At 67.2% G+C, this 18,983-nt stretch carries 22 protein-coding genes; 11 read left to right on the top strand and 11 right to left on the bottom strand.

What is annotated here, in order from left to right; translation table 11 throughout:
* Nucleotides 1-50: 50 nt before the first annotated feature.
* From EGT67_RS11195 to EGT67_RS11185, 3 genes are all read right to left on the bottom strand, one after another.
* Nucleotides 51-668 (bottom strand): class I SAM-dependent methyltransferase, encoded by a 618-nt coding sequence (locus EGT67_RS11195; RefSeq protein ID WP_127916156.1) that lies wholly within the window; start codon nucleotides 666-668, stop codon nucleotides 51-53.
* A 126-nt stretch (nucleotides 669-794) separates the two neighbouring features.
* A complete protein-coding gene (locus EGT67_RS11190; protein WP_127916155.1) occupies nucleotides 795-1,229 on the bottom strand; it encodes a nuclear transport factor 2 family protein in 435 nt (144 codons plus the stop codon).
* Nucleotides 1,230-1,276: 47 nt separating this feature from the next.
* A complete protein-coding gene (locus EGT67_RS11185; RefSeq protein WP_127916154.1) occupies nucleotides 1,277-2,407 on the bottom strand; it encodes a DUF4185 domain-containing protein in 1,131 nt (376 codons plus the stop codon).
* Nucleotides 2,408-2,753: 346 nt separating this feature from the next.
* Here EGT67_RS11185 and EGT67_RS11180 point away from each other — a divergent pair, with 346 nt between their 5' ends.
* Nucleotides 2,754-3,770: a beta-ketoacyl-ACP synthase III gene (locus tag EGT67_RS11180; RefSeq protein ID WP_127916153.1), complete on the top strand. Its 1,017-nt coding sequence runs from the start codon at nucleotides 2,754-2,756 to the stop codon at nucleotides 3,768-3,770.
* A 58-nt stretch (nucleotides 3,771-3,828) separates the two neighbouring features.
* Here EGT67_RS11180 and EGT67_RS11175 read toward each other — a convergent pair whose 3' ends face one another.
* The gene (locus EGT67_RS11175; protein ID WP_127916152.1) at nucleotides 3,829-4,773 is read right to left on the bottom strand and encodes an aldo/keto reductase; all 945 of its coding nucleotides are present in this window, start codon (nucleotides 4,771-4,773) and stop codon (nucleotides 3,829-3,831) included.
* A 178-nt stretch (nucleotides 4,774-4,951) separates the two neighbouring features.
* Here EGT67_RS11175 and EGT67_RS11170 point away from each other — a divergent pair, with 178 nt between their 5' ends.
* On the top strand, nucleotides 4,952-5,704 hold the full coding sequence (locus EGT67_RS11170) for an HNH endonuclease family protein (protein WP_241565977.1): 753 nt from the start codon (nucleotides 4,952-4,954) through the stop codon (nucleotides 5,702-5,704).
* A gap of 35 nt (nucleotides 5,705-5,739) precedes the next feature.
* The gene (locus EGT67_RS11165; RefSeq protein WP_127916151.1) at nucleotides 5,740-5,964 is read left to right on the top strand and encodes a hypothetical protein; all 225 of its coding nucleotides are present in this window, start codon (nucleotides 5,740-5,742) and stop codon (nucleotides 5,962-5,964) included.
* Nucleotides 5,965-5,970: 6 nt separating this feature from the next.
* Here the strand turns inward: EGT67_RS11165 and EGT67_RS11160 are convergent, their stop codons facing one another.
* The 3 genes from EGT67_RS11160 to EGT67_RS11155 form a co-directional block, all read right to left on the bottom strand.
* Nucleotides 5,971-7,377 carry a WS/DGAT/MGAT family O-acyltransferase gene (locus EGT67_RS11160; protein WP_127916150.1) on the bottom strand — a complete coding sequence of 469 codons (1,407 nt, stop codon included), beginning with the start codon at nucleotides 7,375-7,377 and terminating at the stop codon, nucleotides 5,971-5,973.
* 269 nt (nucleotides 7,378-7,646) lie between these two features.
* Nucleotides 7,647-7,814 (bottom strand): hypothetical protein, encoded by a 168-nt coding sequence (locus EGT67_RS25060; protein ID WP_164877535.1) that lies wholly within the window; start codon nucleotides 7,812-7,814, stop codon nucleotides 7,647-7,649.
* Between the two features lie 57 nt (nucleotides 7,815-7,871).
* On the bottom strand, nucleotides 7,872-8,177 hold the full coding sequence (locus EGT67_RS11155) for a hypothetical protein (RefSeq protein ID WP_127916149.1): 306 nt from the start codon (nucleotides 8,175-8,177) through the stop codon (nucleotides 7,872-7,874).
* 328 nt (nucleotides 8,178-8,505) lie between these two features.
* On the opposite strand from EGT67_RS11155, the gene EGT67_RS11150 reads away from it, so the two are divergent.
* From EGT67_RS11150 to EGT67_RS11140, 3 genes are all read left to right on the top strand, one after another.
* A complete protein-coding gene (locus EGT67_RS11150; RefSeq protein ID WP_127916148.1) occupies nucleotides 8,506-9,774 on the top strand; it encodes a S1 family peptidase in 1,269 nt (422 codons plus the stop codon).
* A gap of 182 nt (nucleotides 9,775-9,956) precedes the next feature.
* Nucleotides 9,957-10,358 (top strand): DUF1801 domain-containing protein, encoded by a 402-nt coding sequence (locus tag EGT67_RS11145; RefSeq protein WP_127916147.1) that lies wholly within the window; start codon nucleotides 9,957-9,959, stop codon nucleotides 10,356-10,358.
* Between the two features lie 46 nt (nucleotides 10,359-10,404).
* Nucleotides 10,405-10,821 (top strand): ankyrin repeat domain-containing protein, encoded by a 417-nt coding sequence (locus EGT67_RS11140; protein ID WP_127916146.1) that lies wholly within the window; start codon nucleotides 10,405-10,407, stop codon nucleotides 10,819-10,821.
* Here the strand turns inward: EGT67_RS11140 and EGT67_RS11135 are convergent.
* Nucleotides 10,766-11,266 (bottom strand): HEAT repeat domain-containing protein, encoded by a 501-nt coding sequence (locus EGT67_RS11135; protein ID WP_127916145.1) that lies wholly within the window; start codon nucleotides 11,264-11,266, stop codon nucleotides 10,766-10,768. The genes EGT67_RS11140 and EGT67_RS11135 overlap by 56 nt on opposite strands.
* 165 nt (nucleotides 11,267-11,431) lie before the next feature.
* On the opposite strand from EGT67_RS11135, the gene EGT67_RS11130 reads away from it, so the two are divergent.
* The 3 genes from EGT67_RS11130 (at nucleotide 11,432) to EGT67_RS11120 (ending at nucleotide 15,261) form a co-directional block, all read left to right on the top strand.
* Nucleotides 11,432-12,154 (top strand): type 1 glutamine amidotransferase domain-containing protein, encoded by a 723-nt coding sequence (locus EGT67_RS11130; RefSeq protein WP_127916144.1) that lies wholly within the window; start codon nucleotides 11,432-11,434, stop codon nucleotides 12,152-12,154.
* 149 nt (nucleotides 12,155-12,303) lie between these two features.
* Nucleotides 12,304-13,161 carry a hypothetical protein gene (locus EGT67_RS11125; RefSeq protein ID WP_127916143.1) on the top strand — a complete coding sequence of 286 codons (858 nt, stop codon included), beginning with the start codon at nucleotides 12,304-12,306 and terminating at the stop codon, nucleotides 13,159-13,161.
* Nucleotides 13,162-13,617: 456 nt separating this feature from the next.
* Complete coding sequence (locus EGT67_RS11120) at nucleotides 13,618-15,261, top strand: alpha/beta fold hydrolase (protein WP_164877534.1); 1,644 nt, start codon at nucleotides 13,618-13,620, stop codon at nucleotides 15,259-15,261.
* 233 nt (nucleotides 15,262-15,494) lie between these two features.
* On the opposite strand, the gene EGT67_RS11115 is transcribed toward EGT67_RS11120, so the two are convergent.
* On the bottom strand, nucleotides 15,495-16,046 hold the full coding sequence (locus tag EGT67_RS11115) for a hypothetical protein (RefSeq protein WP_241565976.1): 552 nt from the start codon (nucleotides 16,044-16,046) through the stop codon (nucleotides 15,495-15,497).
* Nucleotides 16,047-16,240: 194 nt separating this feature from the next.
* On the opposite strand from EGT67_RS11115, the gene EGT67_RS11110 reads away from it, so the two are divergent.
* Nucleotides 16,241-17,047, top strand: coding sequence for an alpha/beta fold hydrolase (locus EGT67_RS11110; protein WP_127916141.1), 807 nt, complete (start codon nucleotides 16,241-16,243; stop codon nucleotides 17,045-17,047).
* 359 nt (nucleotides 17,048-17,406) lie between these two features.
* Here EGT67_RS11110 and EGT67_RS11105 read toward each other — a convergent pair whose 3' ends face one another.
* Nucleotides 17,407-17,799 carry a hypothetical protein gene (locus EGT67_RS11105; protein WP_127916140.1) on the bottom strand — a complete coding sequence of 131 codons (393 nt, stop codon included), beginning with the start codon at nucleotides 17,797-17,799 and terminating at the stop codon, nucleotides 17,407-17,409.
* Nucleotides 17,800-18,070: 271 nt separating this feature from the next.
* On the opposite strand from EGT67_RS11105, the gene EGT67_RS11100 reads away from it, so the two are divergent.
* Nucleotides 18,071-18,589, top strand: a complete 519-nt coding sequence (locus EGT67_RS11100; protein ID WP_127916139.1) for a hypothetical protein — start codon at nucleotides 18,071-18,073, stop codon at nucleotides 18,587-18,589.
* A gap of 133 nt (nucleotides 18,590-18,722) precedes the next feature.
* Here the strand turns inward: EGT67_RS11100 and EGT67_RS11095 are convergent, their stop codons facing one another.
* A complete protein-coding gene (locus EGT67_RS11095) occupies nucleotides 18,723-18,953 on the bottom strand; it encodes a DUF7683 domain-containing protein (protein WP_127916138.1) in 231 nt (76 codons plus the stop codon).
* Between the last annotated feature and the right edge of the window lie 30 nt (nucleotides 18,954-18,983).

The following is an 18,983-nucleotide window of genomic DNA, read 5'->3' as shown; positions in this document are numbered from 1 at the left end:
GCCCAATTAGCTACTCGCCGGTAACTTAGCCGATGTTACTCGCGATTAAGTTAGCTGCCAAGCGTGGGCTTGCGAGCGACCAGGAGCGCGTCGATCGCGGTGCAGCCCTCGACGTCACGGTGGCGTCGTTCGGCGACCGTCACGTCCAGGCGTCCATCAAGATCGTCCTTCAAATCCTCCGGCGTGTAAAGGATTTCGGGATCGGGCGGTCCGCCGACCCCCTGTGTGAGGTTGATCGCGTCGTGGCCGAGGATCATGAGGATTCCCTCGGGTTTCAGCGCGTCGATGACGTGACTCACAAGCGCGCGACGCTGTGTCCGTTCGAGGTGGACGAAGATCATGAGAACCAGGTCATAGCCCTGCGGATCGTCCAGGGCGTCCGGCGAGGTGATGTCGTCGACGACGTAGTCGAGGCGTTCGCGCACCGAGCGCGGTGCCTGCGTCGCGATCTGCCGGGCCTTCTCGATCGCCACCGAGGAGAAGTCGACGCCGGTCGTGCGCCACCCGCGCGTCGCGAGCCACAGCGCGTGCCGGCCTTCACCGCAGGCGAGGTCGAGTGCCCGGCCCGCGGGCAGCGACGTGGCGTACTCCACGACCACAGGATTCGGGGGCGTCCCCCACACCATCTCGGCCTGTGAATACCGTTCGTCCCAGTCCTGTGCATCCATGGACACGACGGTATAGCCGCGGCCCCGCTTTCGCGCTTTGCGCACTTCTCGGTGCCCGGGGGGCCTCGCACTCGACGACAAGTGCGCAAAACGCGGGGGTCGACCGACGGACCCCCGATGGTCGGCTCAGCCGACGGTGATGCGGCGGTGGGCCAGCTTCCAGCGCCCGTCCTCGTAGCGGTGCGTGTCGTCGTAGCGGCCGACGCCGGCCAGGTGCGGCGCGGTGGTGGTGTCGCGGAAGAACAGCCAGTACGCGGTCGACGACGCCTCGGTCTCCGAGTCCAGCGACACCGCGACGGTCGTGATGACGTGCCGGCTCGACGTGCCCGGGCCTTGGACGCCGCCGGCGCGGCGCTCGCGCACGCCCTCCTCGATCAGCGCGATGCCCTGGCGCATCTGGGCGGCCATCCCCGTCACGGGGTTGGGCTGCGATTCCCAGATCGCGTCGGCGGTGAAGTGCTCGAGGTATTCCTCGACGGTGCCGTCGTCGGCGAGCTGCGCGATGCGGGCCAGCAGGTCCTGGACCTCGCCGCGCGGGTCGGTGCTCGTCTGCTGCTCCACGTCGCCTCCAGAACCAATCGTTTGCTTGGGGCGACGGTAGCAGGTCGTCAGCGCTGCAGCGTGGTGTGCATGAGCAGGACGTTGTAGTTCGTGTGCACCGTGGTGAGGAAGTAGAGGTCGGGCCCCGACGACCACGGATGCATGTACGCGCCGTACATCGTGGGGAGTTCGTTGCCGTCGATGAGAACCTCGGGTTCGTTCCACGGTCCGGTGGGGGCGGGTGCGCGCCGCATCACGACGGAGTTGCGATTGTCGGTGGTGAGCATGAGGTACTGGCCCAGGAAGTCGTTGTACTGCACCGAGATCTCGCCGACGCCGCCGAAGACGATCGGCGCCGCGACGTCGGGGTTCTTGGGCACCCACTTGCCACCGTCCCAGTACTCGTACGCCCCGAGGTCGCGGATCTTCTGCTCCGGGACCCGCGCCAGGTAGACCAGCCCACCGCGTCCGGCGGGGGTGCCGTACTGGTAGACGAAGCCGCCGTCCTTGGCGAAGGCGCCCATCTGGAAGTTCCGGTTGCCGCCGTCCGGGGGGCGGCGGGTCTCGGTGGCCTCGATCCAGTTCTCGCCGTTGTCGGTGGAGAACGCCAGGCTGGAGTAGTTGGTGTCCCACTTGCCCGGATCGCCCCAGTCCCTGACCGACATCATGCTCATGTACTGGGCGCCGTCGGCCGCGATGCCGGCGGTCGGGATGCGACTGATCTCGACGAACGGGATCTTCGGGCTGGGGAGCAGTTCCTTGGACTGCCCGACGATGTCGCGGGGTGTGCTGTCGAAGGTCATGCCGTCGGCGAGGTTGCGGTCGGAGCTGCGGACCAGGATGTTGCTGCGCCACGACCACAGGCTGCCGACCAGCAGGTTGGGAATTCCCAGCCCGGCCGTGTCGCCGAACGCGGTCAGCACCTGACCGTTGCCGTTGTCCCACATGATGCCGAGGTCGGTCCCGAGCACGTTGTAGTCCTGGGTGCGGTTGGCGCTGAGCAGTCCGGTCGCCTGCGCGACGGCCTGGCTTCGCCCGTGCAGAGCCGGTAATCCATTCGTGCCATTGAGTACGGGAATCGGATTGACCGAATTCGGATCGGCGCCGGCCGGGGCAGCGAGGGTCAGGAAGGATGTCGACACGCAAATCAGGGATGCGATCGCAGTGTGTACCCGGTTCGGCCTCACGGATGTCTCCATCTGTGGTGGATATCGGTGACTACCTGGTCATACGTCCAGATCTGAGCCTCTTGATCATTCGTGTGAGCGCGCTTCACGCTAGCAGGCGAACCGAATTCGAAGACCGGGATCCGAGCATTGATGTAATGCGGTCACCGCCATTTCTGGAATTGTCCGGATCTGAAATGGCTGAGGCGGAGCGGGAGAAATGTCTGGGGTGTCCCGCTCGATCAGGCCGGACCGACGCGTCGTGCGTGGTGGAGGTGGGTATACCCGAGTGATAGTGCAGGTCCGCTTCGCGAAGTACCGTGTCGTGGTGAACGGGGCCGTACGAGCCCCTGGATATTGGCTGTAGAGGAGACCAAACATGGTTGCGCAGATCTCGAACTCCACCGAGGTCAGGCAGTCCGCCATCCTCGGGTTGGGTGTTTACCGCCCGGAGCGGGTCGTGAGCAACGACGAGATCTGCCAGACGATCGACTCCACCGACGAGTGGATCCAGACCCGGTCGGGCATCAAGAACCGGCGCTTCGCCAACGACGACGAGTCGGTGCTGGCGATGGCCATCGCGTCGGGCCGTAAGGCGCTCGAGGCCAGCGGCCTCACCGGCGAGCAGATCGGCGCGGTCGTCGTCGCGACGTCCACCTACCCGGCGCAGACTCCGCAGTGCGCCTCGCTCGTCGCCGAGGCGCTCGGCACCGGCGGTTCGGCCGCGTTCGACGTCACCGCAGGCTGCGCGGGCTTCTGCTACGCGCTGTCCGTCGCCTCGGACATGGTCCGCGTCGGCACGGAGGACTACGTGCTCGTCATCGGCGTCGAGCGGATGAGCGACAGCACCGAGCCGACGGACCGCACCGTGCGGTTCATCTTCGGTGACGGTGCCGGTGCGGTCGTCGTCGGTCGCAGCGACGTCACGGGCATCGGCCCGGTCGTGTGGGGCTCGGACGGCTCGCAGGCCGATGCGATCCGCCAGGAGCCGGACTGGCTCGCGTTCGCGAACGACCCGTCGGAGCGTCCGTGGATCAAGATGGAGGGCACCACCGTCTTCCGCTGGGCCGCCTTCGAGGTCGGCAAGATCGCGTTGAAGGCCGCCGAGCGGGCCGGTGTCGCGCTCGAGGACCTGGGGGCGTTCATCCCGCACCAGGCGAACGGCCGCATCAACGAGGTCATCGCGCGCCAGATCAAGCTGCCCGAGTCGGTTCCGGTGTCCGACGACATCGCCGACACCGGCAACACCTCGGCGGCGTCGATTCCGCTGGCGATGGAGGAAGTGATCCGCACCGGCAAGGCGAAGCCGGGCGAGCTGGCGCTGCTGGTCGGCTTCGGTGCCGGCCTGTCGTACGCCGGCCAGGTCGTCACCCTGCCGCCGCTCGCGCAGGACTGACGAACCCCTCGAAACGACACGGTGGGCCCGCTGGTGCGGGCCCACCGTTCTTCGTTCGTCAGTGCCCGCCCAGGAAGGCGTCGATCATCGCGAGTTCGTCCTCGTCGAGGGGCCGGCGCAGGTGCGTGGTGTTGCGCGCGACCTGTGCGGGGGTCGCCGAGCCGATGAGGACGGACACCACCTGCGGCTTGGCGTCGAGCCAGGCGACGGCCAGTTCGGACAGCTGGCGGTCCAGCTTGCTCGCGAGCGTGAGCAGGTCCTCGACGCGGGCGAGGGCCTCGTCGGTGGCGGTGGCCGCGAAGTAGTCGGACTTGTCGAAGCGCGAGCCCTTGGGGAAGTCGGTGCCCCGGCGGTACTTGCCGGTGAGGAGGCCCGCCGCCAACGGGTAGTAGGGGATCACCGCCAGATCGCGCTTCTCGCAGGTCGGCACGATGTCGGCTTCGGCCTTGCGCTCGAGGAGGTTCCACTCGATCTGCGCGGCCACGAAGCGCGGCAGGCCGCGCTCGCTCGCGGACTCGACCGCCAGGTCGATCTGCTGCGCCGAACTGTTGGAGCACGCGACGTGTCGCACCTTGCCGGCCTGCACCAGTTCGTCGAGCGTGCCGAGCGTGTCCTCGATCGGCACGGTCGGGTCGGGCATGTGCTGGTAGTACAGGTCGATGTGGTCGACGCCCAGCCGTCGCAGGCTGGCATCGCACGCGCGGCGGACGTAGTCGGGCGACGAACCGCGCTCGGTCTCGCTCATGGGCGCACCGAACTTCGTCGCGATGACCGCCTGGTCGCGGCGGCCCGCGAGCGTGGCCCCCAGGATCTTCTCCGATTCGCCGGTCGAGTACACGTCGGCGGTGTCGAAGAACGTGATGCCCTGCTCGAACGCGGCGTCGACGACGGCGCGCGACTGCTCCGCGTCGATCCGGGAGCCGAAGTTGTTGCAGCCCAGGGACACCGTCGAGACGACGAGATCCGTTCCGGGGAGGGTCGCGTACTGCATGGTGGGGGACATCGCACTCCTGACGCTGGCGCTCGGGCGGTCGGACGATATGCCCGATTGCGGGACTGTACGCCCGGGGTGGGGTGGACCGCGAGGCCCAGTTCCGGTGTGTGGTAACCCACGGATAGGTGATTTTTCGGACCGACTAGTATCCCTTGCTGCGAACGTATGTGCGAGAGAAGAGGGTTCGGTGCGGCGGATTCTGGCGGTGTTCGGGTCGGTATGTATCGCGGTGATCATGGCGATCGGATACATCCTGGTCGACGAGTGGTTGGGCGTGGACGACAATGGATCCGGTTCGACGCCGGGCACGGTGGCGTCCGGTGAGATCGCCGAGCTCCTGGGGCGGGTGACGGTCGCGCCGGAACTGCCGATGACCGGTTACAGCCGCGAACAGTTCCCGCACTGGGATCAGAACAAGCCCGAGCACGGCTTCGGCGCGGAGTTCGCGCAGTACAGCCGGTGCACCACCCGGGACGTGATGATGCTGCGCGACGCCGTCGGCTCGGTGCAGCTGGATCCGAAGACCTGCGCGTTGACGATCGGGTCCGGAGGCGGCTGGCAGGACGAGTACGGATTCATCGACCGCAAGACCGGCGAGCTGAAGCCGTACAAGTGGATGGCGGAGCCGTCGGCGGTCGATGCGGAGCACATCGTCGCGCTGGCGGAGGCGTGGCGTTCCGGGGCGGCAAACCTCGACGAGGACACCCGCCGTCGCATCGCCAACGACGCGATCAACCTGGCCGCATCCGATCCGTCGGCGAACCGGTCGAAGGGCGACCAGGACGCGGCGAACTACCTGCCGCCGGGGAAGTTTCGGTGCTCGTACATCGATCGCTACCTGCAGATCAAGGTAAAGTACGGACTGTCCGTCGACCCGGCCGAGCAGACCGCTCTGCGCACCGCCGCCGATGACTGCGCCGCCCGAGGAGGGATCGGATAATCGATATCGTCGAGATCGCCCTCGAGGCCGCCGTCATGACCGAGGAGGAAGGGACGGTGTCCGGGGCTCTCGATGTCGCCGTCGACGAGCTGGGTCGGGGTTTCGTCCGGTACCGCGGTACCGACACCTGGCTGACCATCGGCAATCTCGACGGTGAGCCGCCCGCCACGTGGGCGACTGTCGCCGACCTCGTGGACGCGATCGAATCCGATATCGGGGCGCGCGACAAGGCCGGCAACGTCATTCCGTTCGAGGCGTGACGTGGATCAGATACCGACCGCGGCTTCGAGTGCGTCCAGTTCGGCGTCGAGGCCGTCCAGGATCCGCGCCAGCCGGGGTACCGCGCGCCGGCAACCGGTGAGGCCGAACGAGATCGAGTCGTCGGTGCTGGTGCAGGTGATGTTGAGGGCCTGGCCGTCGAGCGGCAGCGACAGCGGGTAGAGCGCCTCGAGTCGCGCCCCGTTCCAGTACAGCGGGGCGTTCGGGCCCGGGACGTTGGAGATGACGAGGTTGTAGGGCGGGCGCACCGGTCCGTGGTGGCCCAGCAGCATGTCGAGCGCCAGCGGTGCGGATCCGAGCGCGCTGGTCGCGAGGATTTGCGCGGTGCTCATCCCGCGCAGTGCGGCCTTGCCCTCTGCCATCGACGTGTGGATCCGTCCGAGACGCGCGGCGGGGTCGGTGAGGTCGGTCCCGAGATTGCACATGAGGGTTCCGATCCGGTTGCCGCTCTGGTCGTCCGGGGTGCCGATCGGCTGCGGCTGGTCGCGTTCGCCGCGCAGCGACACGGGCACCATCGCGACCAGCGAACGGTCGGGCAGGGCCCCGTCCGCGTCGAGGTAGCCGCGCAGCGCACCGGAGCACATCGCCAGGACGACGTCGTTGATCGTCGCGTCGGCGTACTTGGCAACCAGGCGTAGCCGGTCGAGTGACCAACTGCGGGCGGCGAATTGGCGGGCACCGGTGATCGGTACGTTGAGGACCGAGTGCGGAGCGGCGAACGAGACCGGCCCGCCCTGCTTCCGTAGTGCACGCAGAACGGAACCGGTCACCGCGGGGACGAGTCCGGTCGCTTCCCCCACGACGTCGACGGCCGTGCGGACGGCGGACAGGGGGACGTCGAGCAGTCCGCCTTCGGCGGTGGGACGCTCGGTGCGGCCCCGGGGTTCCCACGGGGCCGGCATGTCCCGCTTCTCGGAGTCGATGCTCAGCGAGCGGCGAAGCAGACGCATCGCGCTCACGCCGTCGGCGACGCTGTGGTGGATCTTGGTGTAGACCGCGTAGCGACCGCTCGTGAGCCCCTCGATGAGGTGCATCTCCCAGAGGGGGCGGTTGCGGTCCAGCAACGTGCTGTGCAGTCTCGACACCAGTGCGGACAACTCGCGCATCCCGCCGGGCTGGGCGAGGGCGTCGTGTCGGATGTGGTGTCCGATGTCGAACTGGCTGTCGGGTTCCCAACTCCACTGTCCGAGTGAGGAAACCGATCGTCGGGCGCGCTTGCCGAGCAACGGGGTGACCTGGTTGCGGGCGATCGCCGCGTCGAGCATCTCGCGGACGTCGTGGGCCTCGGCGCCGTCCGGTGGCTGCAGCAGGACGAGTCCGCCGACGTGCATCGGATGCTCCCTTGATTCACCGTGGAGGAAGACGGAGTCGGCCGGTGACATGGGGAGCGGCATACGGATCGCCCTTCGGTCGTCGGAGGCCCGGGGGACCGGGCTGGAGATGTGGTGTCGATCACGGAATGTGTGTCAGTTGTACGTGATCGCCGACGACCGCGCTACTTGTCGAACGTCCAGGTAAATGAACGTTTTTGGGCATTTGCCTGAAGTGTCGGTGGATTCGTCCGGTTGTCCCGGTCCGCGTTCGGACAAAGCGGGTGTTCTGCCGCGTCGATCCGACGGAAGATCGATCGTGCACCGCACCCGGGTGGGATGCTGCGCCGGAATCAGTCGCGGGGGTGGGGGGCGTCCTGGGCCTCGAGCCCGGCAGGATCCCAGTCGAGTGTGGAGCCGAGTTCCTCGCGGTCGGCGCGACGGATACCGCGACCGATCAGCACCGCCACGACGAGGGCGACGACGATCCACGCCCCCAGTGCGATCCACAACCACGACATGTCTATTTTTCTAGCACCGCAACCTGTGAAAAGGCCATGGTTGGGCTGAGAGGAACCTCACGTGAGCGAGAGGGACTCCGGTGCCGTGCGGAAGCGGGTGCGGGCGTCGTGCACGGTCAGCACCGGGACCTCGAGCGCGCGGACCTGTACCAGCAGTCCGGCCTCGGCCGCGGTGCAGATGCCGTCGAGGACGTCGTCGTCGACCACCGCGTAGTCGAGTTCTCCCTCCGCGACCTCGGTCCGGCCGTAGCCGAACTCCCGGGCCAGCTCGCGGGCCTCGTCCAGGGCGGCGGAGCTGCCGATGAACACTACGTCGCCCTTGACGGTCGAGGTGGCCGCCTGATCTCCGAGTTCGTGGTTCATGAGACTCCTTGCTTGCGACTTGTGGCAGTGCAGTACCGGTTCGAGCATCGTGTGCGTGCTCGCCTGGAGTGGGCCTCGCCGATCGCGGGGCTATCGAATGGTAGAGCGCCCAGCGCGCGGCCGCTCGGTTCCGCCGCACTGCACCGGTCAAGTGTGCCGGGGTGCGAACCGCCGCGTTGACACCTCGAGGGCCCCGCACGGGGGACCGGGAGTCGGGAATCCGGAGTGCAGACCGGTCCGACTGCCGTATGTTCCTTCTGCCGCTCGGCTGCGGGGTGTCGCCCACGTGGGTGCGGTGACGAATCGGACGACACCCATGGGGAGCGACATGCGTAAGAGGCCGGCGCGCTGCGCCGCGATCGTCGGTGTCACGGTCGCGCTGTCCGCATTGGCGGTCACGGGCACCGGGCAGGCCGCGCCGACGGAACCTTCGGCGAGCGGACTTCCCGCCGATCTCGTCGCGGCCGTCCAGCGCGATCTGCATCTGACCCCGCAGGAGTACCTGGCGCGCGCGGACGCGGCGCAGCAGGTGGCCGGGTATGCGAGCGAACTGCGCCGAGCCGATCCCGGCTCCGTCGGCGGTGCACGGCTCGACGTCGACGGCACGCCGGTCGTGGCGGTCACGTCCGCCGAGGCCGCGGCGCGCGTCGTCGCGGCCGGGTACCGTGCCGAGGTCGTCCCGTTCCGGGCCGACGGATCGGAAAATGGACTGGCTCAACAGAATCGGCGGTCGAACACGCCACCGCCGGCGCCCCGGTTCCGGGTCGCGTCCGGCACCGACCCGATCGGTGGCGACGCGTACATCACCGCCCTCGAGCCGATCGTCACAGCACAGTCTTTCATGGTGTGCTCGTTCGGATTCGCCGCGGCGGACGGTGCGGGTGCGCCGCTGGTGCTCAGCGCAGGGCATTGCGATCCGAGCCCGGCAACTACCGGAACGTCGAACGCGGCAGCGGTGTACGCGCCCGACCGCACCGACATCAGGAACAGTCCGCGGGTGGGCGACTTCGCCGAGTCCGGCATCGGTAGCGACGGTGGGGGACTCGACTACTCGGTGATCAGACTGACGCCGGAGGCCGCCGCAGGTGGTCTGGGACAACCCGCCGTCCGCGGTGCGGGTGGCAGCGCACTGACGATCACCGGCACCGCGGTCCCCGTGGTGGGTGCGCCGGTGTGCAAGTCCGGTCAGACGTCCGGCTACACCTGCGGCACGGTGCAGGACGCCGACTTCACCACCGATCTGCACGGAAACGACGGCGCGACGTGGAGTGTGCACGGCTTCATCGACAACGCGTGCACCCTCGCGGGCGACAGCGGCGGCGCGATCATCACCGGAACGCGCGCGTTGGGCATCACCAGCGGGTCCAGCGTGGCCAACGCCGAGGACTGCACGAAGGCCGCAGCCGACCCCGCCGGCATGCTCAGCTTCGGGATTCCGGTGCGGGACATCCTCGCCCGGGTAAACGGATCGTCGTGTCCGGCGGGTGCGGGTGTCGGCGTGCGTACCGCCGCGAACCCGGCAGGGATCTGTGAGACGCCGGAGCCGGTCACCGGCACCCTCGGCGCGTTCGGCAGCCTCGGATCGGCCGGGTCGTAGCGGTCCCGACGCGACCCACGCCGCTGGTCGGTCGATCGTGAACAGCGGCCCGGTGGTGGTCAGCCTCAGATCCCGGGTCGGCGATCCCGACACGATTCGAATTGCGGTGCAAACACGGAGCGGGCGGAGATACTCGAGTCACGGGAGATCGCCGACACCGATGAAGAGAGCGACTGACACCCATGACTGAGAACCAGAGTGGCTCGAACGACGTTGACTCTCCGTCTCGGCTGATAGACGAGAGAATCCGCGAGTTGAACGATTGGCGGGGCGAGATGCTCGCCCGGATACGGGATCTCGTCAAGCAGGCTGAACCTGACGTCACCGAGGAATGGAAGTGGCGAGGGGTTCCGGTCTGGTACCACGCCGGAATGATCTGCACGGGTGAGACGTACAAGAGCTCCGTGAAGGTGACCTTTGCGAAGGGCGCCTCGTTGGACGATCCTGCGGGTTTGTTCAATTCCAGCCTCGAGGGCAATACCCGGCGCGCCATCGATTTCCACGAGGGTGACGAGATCGACGAAGCGGCGTTCACGGCGCTCGTTCGTGCAGCGGTGGCACTGAACGTGTCCAAGAAACGGTGAGGGGAGTCCAACCTGCGATTTCCCGGTTCCGCGTCGGGGAACTGCGGTGACGACCGAGCGGGACCGCGGCGGTCGTGTACCGCTGCACTATGCAGCACTCGACGGCGAGGACGACGAGGTGCGATCGCTCCTGGACACCGGTGGGGATGTGAATGTGACGGATTACCAGGGCTTCACACCGCTCCATTTCGCGGTTCAGGACGGTCGGCTGTCGACGGCAGCGTTGCTCCTCGACGCCGGAGCGGACATCGAAGCGGTCACGTCGGACGGAGCCACTCCGTTGTTCGTCGCAACCACGTCCCCGGTTCGGAATGCGCCCGATCTGATCCGTCTCCTGCGTGCTCGGGGCGCGAATCCTCATGCGGCCAAGTCGAACGGCTCCACTCCGCTGAGCTTCGTGTGCCGCATCAGTGATCGGGACAAGCGGGAGGCCTACTCCGACCTGCTGGATTCGGACGCGTGACTCGCTGAGCGGAGTCGTGGCGGCGGAGGAACCCGTGGAGGGCGGCTGCGACGTTCTCACGCACGAAGCTCTCGGGTTCGGCAGCTATCACGGAGCGCATGGTGTCGAGTGCGAGGTCGGCGCCGGGCAGGTCGAACACCGCGCAGCCGGCTGCGTTGCGGATATCCCAGTCGTCGTCCGCCCGCGCCAGCTGAATCAGCGCGTCACGACATTGCGTGGCCAGCGAATCGTCATCGATCCGAAGGATCTCGAAGACCCGCACCGCCTCGATCCGCACCAAGTCGTCCTCGGAGACATCGCGGGCAACCGCGAGCAGAAACGGGGCAAGCACCGGTCCGTCGTCGTCCTCCGGAATCAATGACCGCAGTGCGGCAAACCGCCCGTCCGAGCTCAGCCGTGCGAAGTCGCCGATGACATTTCGTCCTGCTGCCGATCCCGTGCTCATGGAATGCACGGTACTGGGGCTTCGGGTCAGTGCGCGCATACAGTGGGGAGGTAGCACCAACACCCGGTTCGTGGCAGCCGACGGTCCGAGAGGCCTCCCGCAGCGAGAGCATGCTGTACCGCCCGGCGCTTCATCCGCTGTCGCGGCAACGCTTCTGGAGAAGTCATGACGAAGGTTCTGTTCGTAATCTCAGCGGCTGACCGCTGGACACTGAACGACGGCACGGTGCATCCCTCGGGCTACTGGGCGGAGGAGGTCGCGGTGCCCCACCGCATCTTCGCGGAGGCCGACTGGGAGATCACGGTCGCGACCCCGGGCGGCAAGACCCCGACGCTCGATCGGCTCAGTCTCGGGATCGCCGGCGGAATGCCGTGGAAGCGGCGCGAAATCAGGCACTACCTCGACGGCATCGAGAGCGTGCTCGCCACCCCCGTCGCGCTGGACTCCGTCGATCCGGATGCGTTCGATGTGGTGTTCTACCCCGGCGGCCACGGGCCCATGGAGGACCTCGCCTACGACACCACTTCCGGCGCGCTGCTGGCCCGTCGAGTGGCGTCCGGCCAGGCGCTCGCGCTGCTGTGCCACGCGCCGGCGGCGATCCTGGCAGCAACCGACGCCGAGGGCCGCTCACCCTTCGCCGGCTACCGGATGACCGGGCTGTCGAACCGGGAGGAACTGCTCAACCGGTTCGCGAAGAAGGCGCCGTGGCTGCTCGAGGACAAGCTGAAGGAGATCGGCGTCGACTACTCCAAAGCGCGTCTCCCGCTGCGCCCGCACATCGTGATCGACCGGAACCTCTACACCGGACAGAACCCGCAATCCTCGGAGAAGCTTGCCGGGCGTCTCGTGGCCGACATCGGCGCCCCCAGGGGAAGAGAACCGTCGTGAAGTGAACCGGAGTCGGACGCGGCGCGTGTGTATGGGGTGCTGTCACCACCCCTCGGGGGCCTATTCGTAGGTCGGGTACTCGACGGACGCTGGATCTCGGAAATCGACCCTCGTCGATCGAGGCCCTCGACCGAAAGGACCCCGCCACGATGCTCCGCTTCCTCGGCACCACCGTCCCCGACGTGCACGAACACGGGCCGCCGGGCGCCGCCCCGCCCGCCCCCGAATCCGGCCGGAAGGCGGACCGGCACCACTGGACCTTCGCCCGGATAGGCCTGTACCTGCTGCTCGCGTCCCTGCCGCTGCTCGCGATCTCCGCGCAGGTGTTCGGTGTCGTGTCCATGAACGCCACCGGCGCGCTGGTGATCATTCCGCTGGCGGCCACCCTCGTCGTGCTGTGTGTGATCGCCCCACACCCGATCGACAGGATCGTCGGCTACGGCCTCGGCTGGGGGATGTTCGCGTGTCTGGTCTACGACGTCTTCCGCCTCGACACCGTGTATCTGCTCGGCCTCTGGGACGACTTCATCCCGAAGATGGGTACCTGGCTCCACGCGGGAACCGACACCCAGACCGGCGCGATCGTCGGCTACCTGTGGCGCTATCTCGGTGACGGCGGCGGAATCGGGATCGCGTTCTTCCTCATCGCCCTCGCGCTCGGACTCCAACATTGGTCACGCCGGGCGGTCCTCCTCGCGTTCGTCACCGGCGCGGTGTTCCCTGTATGGGCCGGGCTCATCGGAACGGTGGCCCTGTCGCCGCACGGTCAGCACGAGATGTTTCCCCTCACGCCGACGACGATCACGCTGTCGCTGATGGGGCACCTGATCTTCGGCTTGGTGCTCGGCCTCGGATTCCTGCGTACGCGGGGCCGCCTCGGCGACCACTGGCCGTGGCGGCCGCTTCTCCCGGTGCGGTCGCGGGCCGGTGCGGGAACCCCGCACAACGAGGCGCCGGCGCCCGCGTGCGCCGAATGCGGAGCGACTACCGACGGGACCGAAAGATAGCGCCCCTCCATACGTGAGCGGCAAGGCGTGCACCGCGCGCCTTGCCGCTCACCTGTGGATGAGCCGCGATTCACGCCGACGATTGCCCGCCGCGGTGCGGAAGGCCGGCGTAACACCACGGGGACACGACCGTATAAGCAGACCGTCCGTTACATTCGGAACCCGGGGGGGGACTCGAGATGAAGCGCAGCACGCGACTGGTCGTCGGCGCATTGACGCCGATCGTGTACTTCTGCGATCCCACGGCTATCTGAGAAACCGGGCGGCGTATGCCGCTGTCCACGAGTACTTCCGTGGCCGTATGAACTATCCGCGCAGACAGTGCGGGCACTGGCTCTTCTCGATGAAAGGCTCTTTGTGCTGACGATGTTCACGAGATCGCCGAGGCGACCCGATTCCCCTGCCGCCCCGCGACGCGGCCGACGGACTGCACTTCCGCGTACCGCGGGGCGTGCCGTGGCTGTTGCCTCGGCATTGATTCTGGGGTGCACCGGCGGTCTCAGCGCGGCCGCGAGTCCGGCGCCCGAGGGGGCCGGATTCACGAACCAAAGGCTCGACTGGCATCCGTGTCCGGCTGACGTTGTCGAGCATGCGCTGGCAGGGGACGGCTACGCGGCAGCACGCTCGGTGGTGTTGTCGGGTCTGGAGTGCGCCCGCGTCCGAACCCCTCTCGACTGGGCGCACCCGGCAGATGGCCACGAGGCCAACTTCTGGGTCTCACGGCTCCCCGGTACCCGTCCCGGCTCGGCGCCGCTGCTGACGAGTTCCGGAGGTGCCGGGGCCGGCACTCTTCTCGACCCGTACAGCTTCACGGGCGGAATGCCCGCGCTGCGAGAGTCGTTCGACGTGATCGGCTTCGACGCGCGGGGCACCGCGACGTCCTCGACGGCCCAGTCGTGCGATCCGACCATCTCCGGCGACCCGACTCTCCTCGGGAACGGTCCGAGGGACGGATACGACGTTCTCGACTCCTCGGATCGGTCGACCAACCGCCAACTCGAAGAGGCGCGGCGGTGGACCGACGCCTGCCTTGCCGGCGCGGCCAGGACGCCCGACGGTGAATCGACTGCGCCGTTCGTCAACTACTGGCAGACCGTTCGCGACCTCGACCTCGTCCGAGGGCTCCTGGGGGCGGACAGGTGGAGCTATCTCGGGGTATCGCAGGGAACGGCCCTCGGACGTGAACTCGCACGCACCTTCCCCGACCGCGTCGACAGATGGGTACTCGATTCTGTCGTCGACCCCGTGAAGGGTGCGAATGAGGTTCTGCAAGAACGGTATCGAGCGAGGCAGCGAGCAGTCGAGACGTCCTTCGCCCCCTGGGCCGCGGCGCGTGGCACGGTTCTCGGCGACACCTCGCAGCAGGTCCTGGCATCGATCGAGCAGCTTCGCTCCGAGCTTGTTGCCCAACCGATCCGTCTTCTGGGATCGCAGACCTTCACCGCGAACGACCTGAACACGGTCCTGTTCGGGGTCGGCAACGCCGCGCACGAGGCGGTGCTGTCCAAGCTCGTCAACATTCGCGCCGCTCGCTCCGCGGGCGCGTCGTTGGCGTCGATTCAGGCCGTGATCGGGATGACCTCCCAGTTCCAGGTCTCCCCGTTCATCGATCGCGCACTCGGAACAGTGCTCTCGGGTGGACCACGGCAGGGATGGTGGACCGCGTTCAACTGCAACTCTTTCGAGTGGAGCAGGGACACGGACGCGATTCGGGCAGAGCAACGCCAGGTGGCTGCGGATGCGCCGCTGACGTACCTCGGGCTCGGATTCTCGGCCGCGTGCGCACAGTGGCCGTACCCCGCGCAGCCTCAGCAGGAGTCGCAAGCTGGTTTGGAGCAGGTGCCCGGGATGTTGCTCATCACCAACGAGCGTGACGCCGTCACCCCGGCGAGTGGGGCCGAGAGCCTCCGCGGCAGGGTTCCAGGATCGCGGCTGGTCACCGTGGAGGGCAAGTCGGCGCACCTGGTGCTGCCGCAACGGATGCCGTTCGGGCTGCCAGGCGGAGTCCCCGGAACGAGTTCCTGTGCAGCCGCTCTCGCCACCCACTACCTGACAACCGGTGAGCTCCCCGCGAACGATCAAACGTGTGAACCGGATTGATGCGCGCTGACCGTTCGGTGGAATGTGCGATCTACCGTCACGCCGCTATACGGCCGGACCTGCGAAGGACGCGATCACGACGAATTCGAACCACAGGTGGAAGGCTGCCGCGGCGACGCACGCCGTCCACGCCAAGGCCCTGAAGCGAGGGAACCGCCAATGCGCAAGCCCCGCAAGGGCTGCGGCGGCGATTTTCGGGGACAGCAGGCCGCGGGGCTTTCGGTGACCGCGCACTAGGGGAGCTGGATGGTGCCGAAGCCCGGGTTGACCACTGTTCGGTACGCGTCGGGCGGCGCACCGAACGCGACGATGTCGGCGGTCGCGACGACTGCGCCGTCACCGGTGACCGCCACCCCGGGCGTGTATCGGCACCACGGATCCGGCGGGAAGGGCCGGGTGTAGTCGACCGCGACACGGCGGAGAACAGTGGTGCCGGTGGTCCCGGTGGTCAGGTTTCGCCAGTGCACCCACACGTCGAGGCACTCCATCGAGGCCGCCGAGACCCGTGCTGCGTGCTCCGCCCCGAAGGTCACCGTTCCGGGTCCGCTCGGTGTGGCCGCCGGGAGGACCGTCGACAACGGCGGCAGGCCCCAGCACTCGAGGATGCTGAACGAGCATCCCGCGACGAACCTCAACGGGATCTGGAACACCGTTGTCGTGCCGGCCGGGTCCGGCGGCGGATTCGCCGTCGCCCCGGACACCGAGGAGAGTGCCAGAGCGCAGGGGACTGTCACGGCCGCCGCGAACCGGGCGGCGAACGAACGGCGGCTCGCTCCAGGGCGCACGTCGTGATCCTCCAGAGTTGGATCCGCTCCTGTTGTTTCACGTCAGCGTACCGACCTCGGCGCCGCGGCACGGCCCGATCCGGGTGGTCGAGACTGACCCGAGATTCCGGCTGCATGCGTCGGGCATCGATACGCCGGGCGGGTGGTCGAGTGGAGCACGTCCGATTGCCCTCTCCCAGCGGTAGTGTGTGCAGATGGAACTGCGTCACGACGTCGCCGGTTCTGGACCCACCCTGGTGCTCGTGCACGGGTTGGTCGACCGTCGGCAGGTCTGGAAAGTGCTACTCGACCAGTTGACGCCCTACCGCAGGGTCGTCACTGTCGACCTTCCCGGTCACGGGGAGTCCGCGCCGCTGGCCGACGACGGGACGGATGCGTCGGCCCAACTCCTCTCGGAATTGCGCGGTTTCGTCCGATCGGTGACACCGCCCGGTGAGCGTGCGCACATCGCCGGAAACTCCCTCGGAGGCTGGCTCGCCCTCGCTCTCGCGGCCCGCGGAGAGGTCGCGTCGGCGACCGCGCTTGCACCGGCCGGCTTCTTTGTCGGCCATGCCGATCAGGTTCGCGCCGATCTCATGTTCCGAATGCCGCGCGCCGTCACCCGGGCGATGGGTCCGAGGATGGCGAAGGGCATGCGATACAAGGCGGTTCGTTGTGCGTCCCTCGTCACCTTCTACGGTCACCCTGGCCGCGTGTCGTACGAGGATGCCGTGATCAATACGCATTCGCTCGCCACGAACACCGTGGTCGACAAGATGCGGACAGCCTCGTTCGAGCTTCCGCCGGTCGTCGATACGGAGGTCCCGATCACGGTGGCGTGGGGTCGGCGGGACATGATTCTGCCGGTGTACGAGGCCAGACGGGTACACGCCGTCTTCCCGCAGGCGCGGGTGATGGTCCTGCCCGGGATCGGGCACGTGCCGATGATCGACGATCCGAATCTGATCGGCACGATTCTGCTCGGCGGCAGTTCGGCGCCGTCGGGCGCCGGTGGCGGCTGAACGACGGTCCCCGGTGTACCTGTCATTCTTCGTAGAACCCGACCTGGTAGTCCCACGAATCGTCGGCCTCGAACGTCTCGCCGATGTACTCCGCGATGCTGGGGAGCGTTTCGGGTGGAATGTCGTAACCCCCGCTTCGAGTGGGAACCTCACCCCGCCAATCTCCACGCTGTCGCCGAGGTTCAGGAGCCTTTTCAGCTCGGCGGTGTTCAATCCGGGCAGGGCGTAGTCACGAACTTGCAGCTCGGACTCCCTGTCGAATGCCTCCAAGTGCCACATCCCGACGCGAGCAGTCGAGGGAGGCAACGGATCCGTGCACAGGGCGTCCTCGACGCCCTGTGCACGGGGTGCAGTCGACGTCAGGGGACGACCACATCCGTCGTGACCGGAATGCTCGGGTGGTCGGTCCGCATGGTGAGTCGAACGCGTCCCGGGCCAGTACCCACGTACACGAACTTCGGGAAGGTGCTCGTGCTGGTCACGGGGACGTGCTGACTCACCGTGCCGCTCTGGCCGGTGTCGAGGTTCTGCCAATCGATGATCGCGGTCGCGTCGCAGGCCAGGACGGTCGATCCCCATTCGCCCAGCGGTGAGAAGCCCTGCGTGATTCGCAATTCGATGGAATGGGACGGTCCCGGGGAGCTGCCGTACCTATACATCGGTCCGTCGAACGCGGTGCCGGCGGCGGTCAGCATGGCCGGGCAGATGCCGTCGCCCAGCGTCCACACCGGGGCCATCCCGACGTTCGCCATGACGCACGATCGCGGTCCCACATTGGACCACCCGAGCAGGCAGGGTTCAGCCGGTTCAGCGGCGCCGGCCGTGCCTGGCGCCGCAACGAACATTGCTGTGCCCATGAGCCCGGTGGCCGCGACAGAGGCAAATCGCTGTGAAATTTTCATGCTCCCCCAACTTCGTGTGGTGTGCCATGTTCAATACGTCGACCCAGTATTGCGCGGATCCGCCGCGCGGGCACGGTATCCAAATAGTCCCATTTTCAACTGATCTCGTTATCATTCTCTGGTGACCGATCGTCTCGATGCCGGATTGCGGGATGCTGATGGGCAGCCGGCACCCCGGTCCCTTGTGATTGCGCACGACGACTACCACGCGGCGTACGTCGGGACGACAATTGACGGCAACCAGTTCTTCGTCACGACGCCGTTTGCTTCGGCGAGCGATGACGGGCCCGGGGCGGAGTTCGCAGCCAGGTACCTGTTCGATGCGTCCGGCGCGCTGGTGAATTCGACGACTATTCCATTGGGAACCCGACCCGGGGATGGCGCCCTTCCCGGTAACGTCGTGCACTTCGACGAGCAGGAGAATGCCGTCGAGCATCTGCTCTCGGAGATTCAACCCGTCTCGTTCGGCGACATCACCGTCGCCCCCTTCTCCGTCATGGCGCACGGGCACGAGTTCGGGTTGATCCTTCACGGACCGGATTCGGAGGACGACCCGGAGTGGTACTGGAATGTCACGGTCGAACCGGGCGACTACATGGCCTTCTACGCCCCATGGGACGACGGCGAGTACGACACCTAGCCCGTAATCCGCGGACCAGTCGGGCGGGCACGGCCATCCGGTAGGTGTCCGTTCCGGTTGCGTTACACGGTGTTCCCTCTGCCCACGTACGCTGCAATCCTTCAGGAATTTGCTGTGTCCTTCGACGGGCGCCCTACTCTCGGAAGAATCCGACCTGGTAGTCGCAGGATTCGTCCACGATCACCGGTTCTTCGGTGTACTTGCCCAATTCCGGAACGAGCGAGGCTGGAACGTCGTACCCGTATAGTTCGAGCCGTTCGCCGATACCGAGTAGCCGCTTCAGGTCCGCGAGATCGAGGTCGTTCAAGCGGTATTCGCGTGACAGCCGGCCGGATTCCCGATCGTAGGCTTCCAAATAGTTCATCGTCATCTCCCCTGTTTCCAGCCTGGGTCA

Origin of the sequence: Prescottella agglutinans (assembly GCF_004011865.1) — a bacterium.
In the GTDB taxonomy this organism is placed as follows: domain Bacteria; phylum Actinomycetota; class Actinomycetes; order Mycobacteriales; family Mycobacteriaceae; genus Prescottella; species Prescottella agglutinans.
Note: the sequence above shows the minus strand (reverse complement) of the source record. Positions and strands in the feature narration are given on the sequence as shown.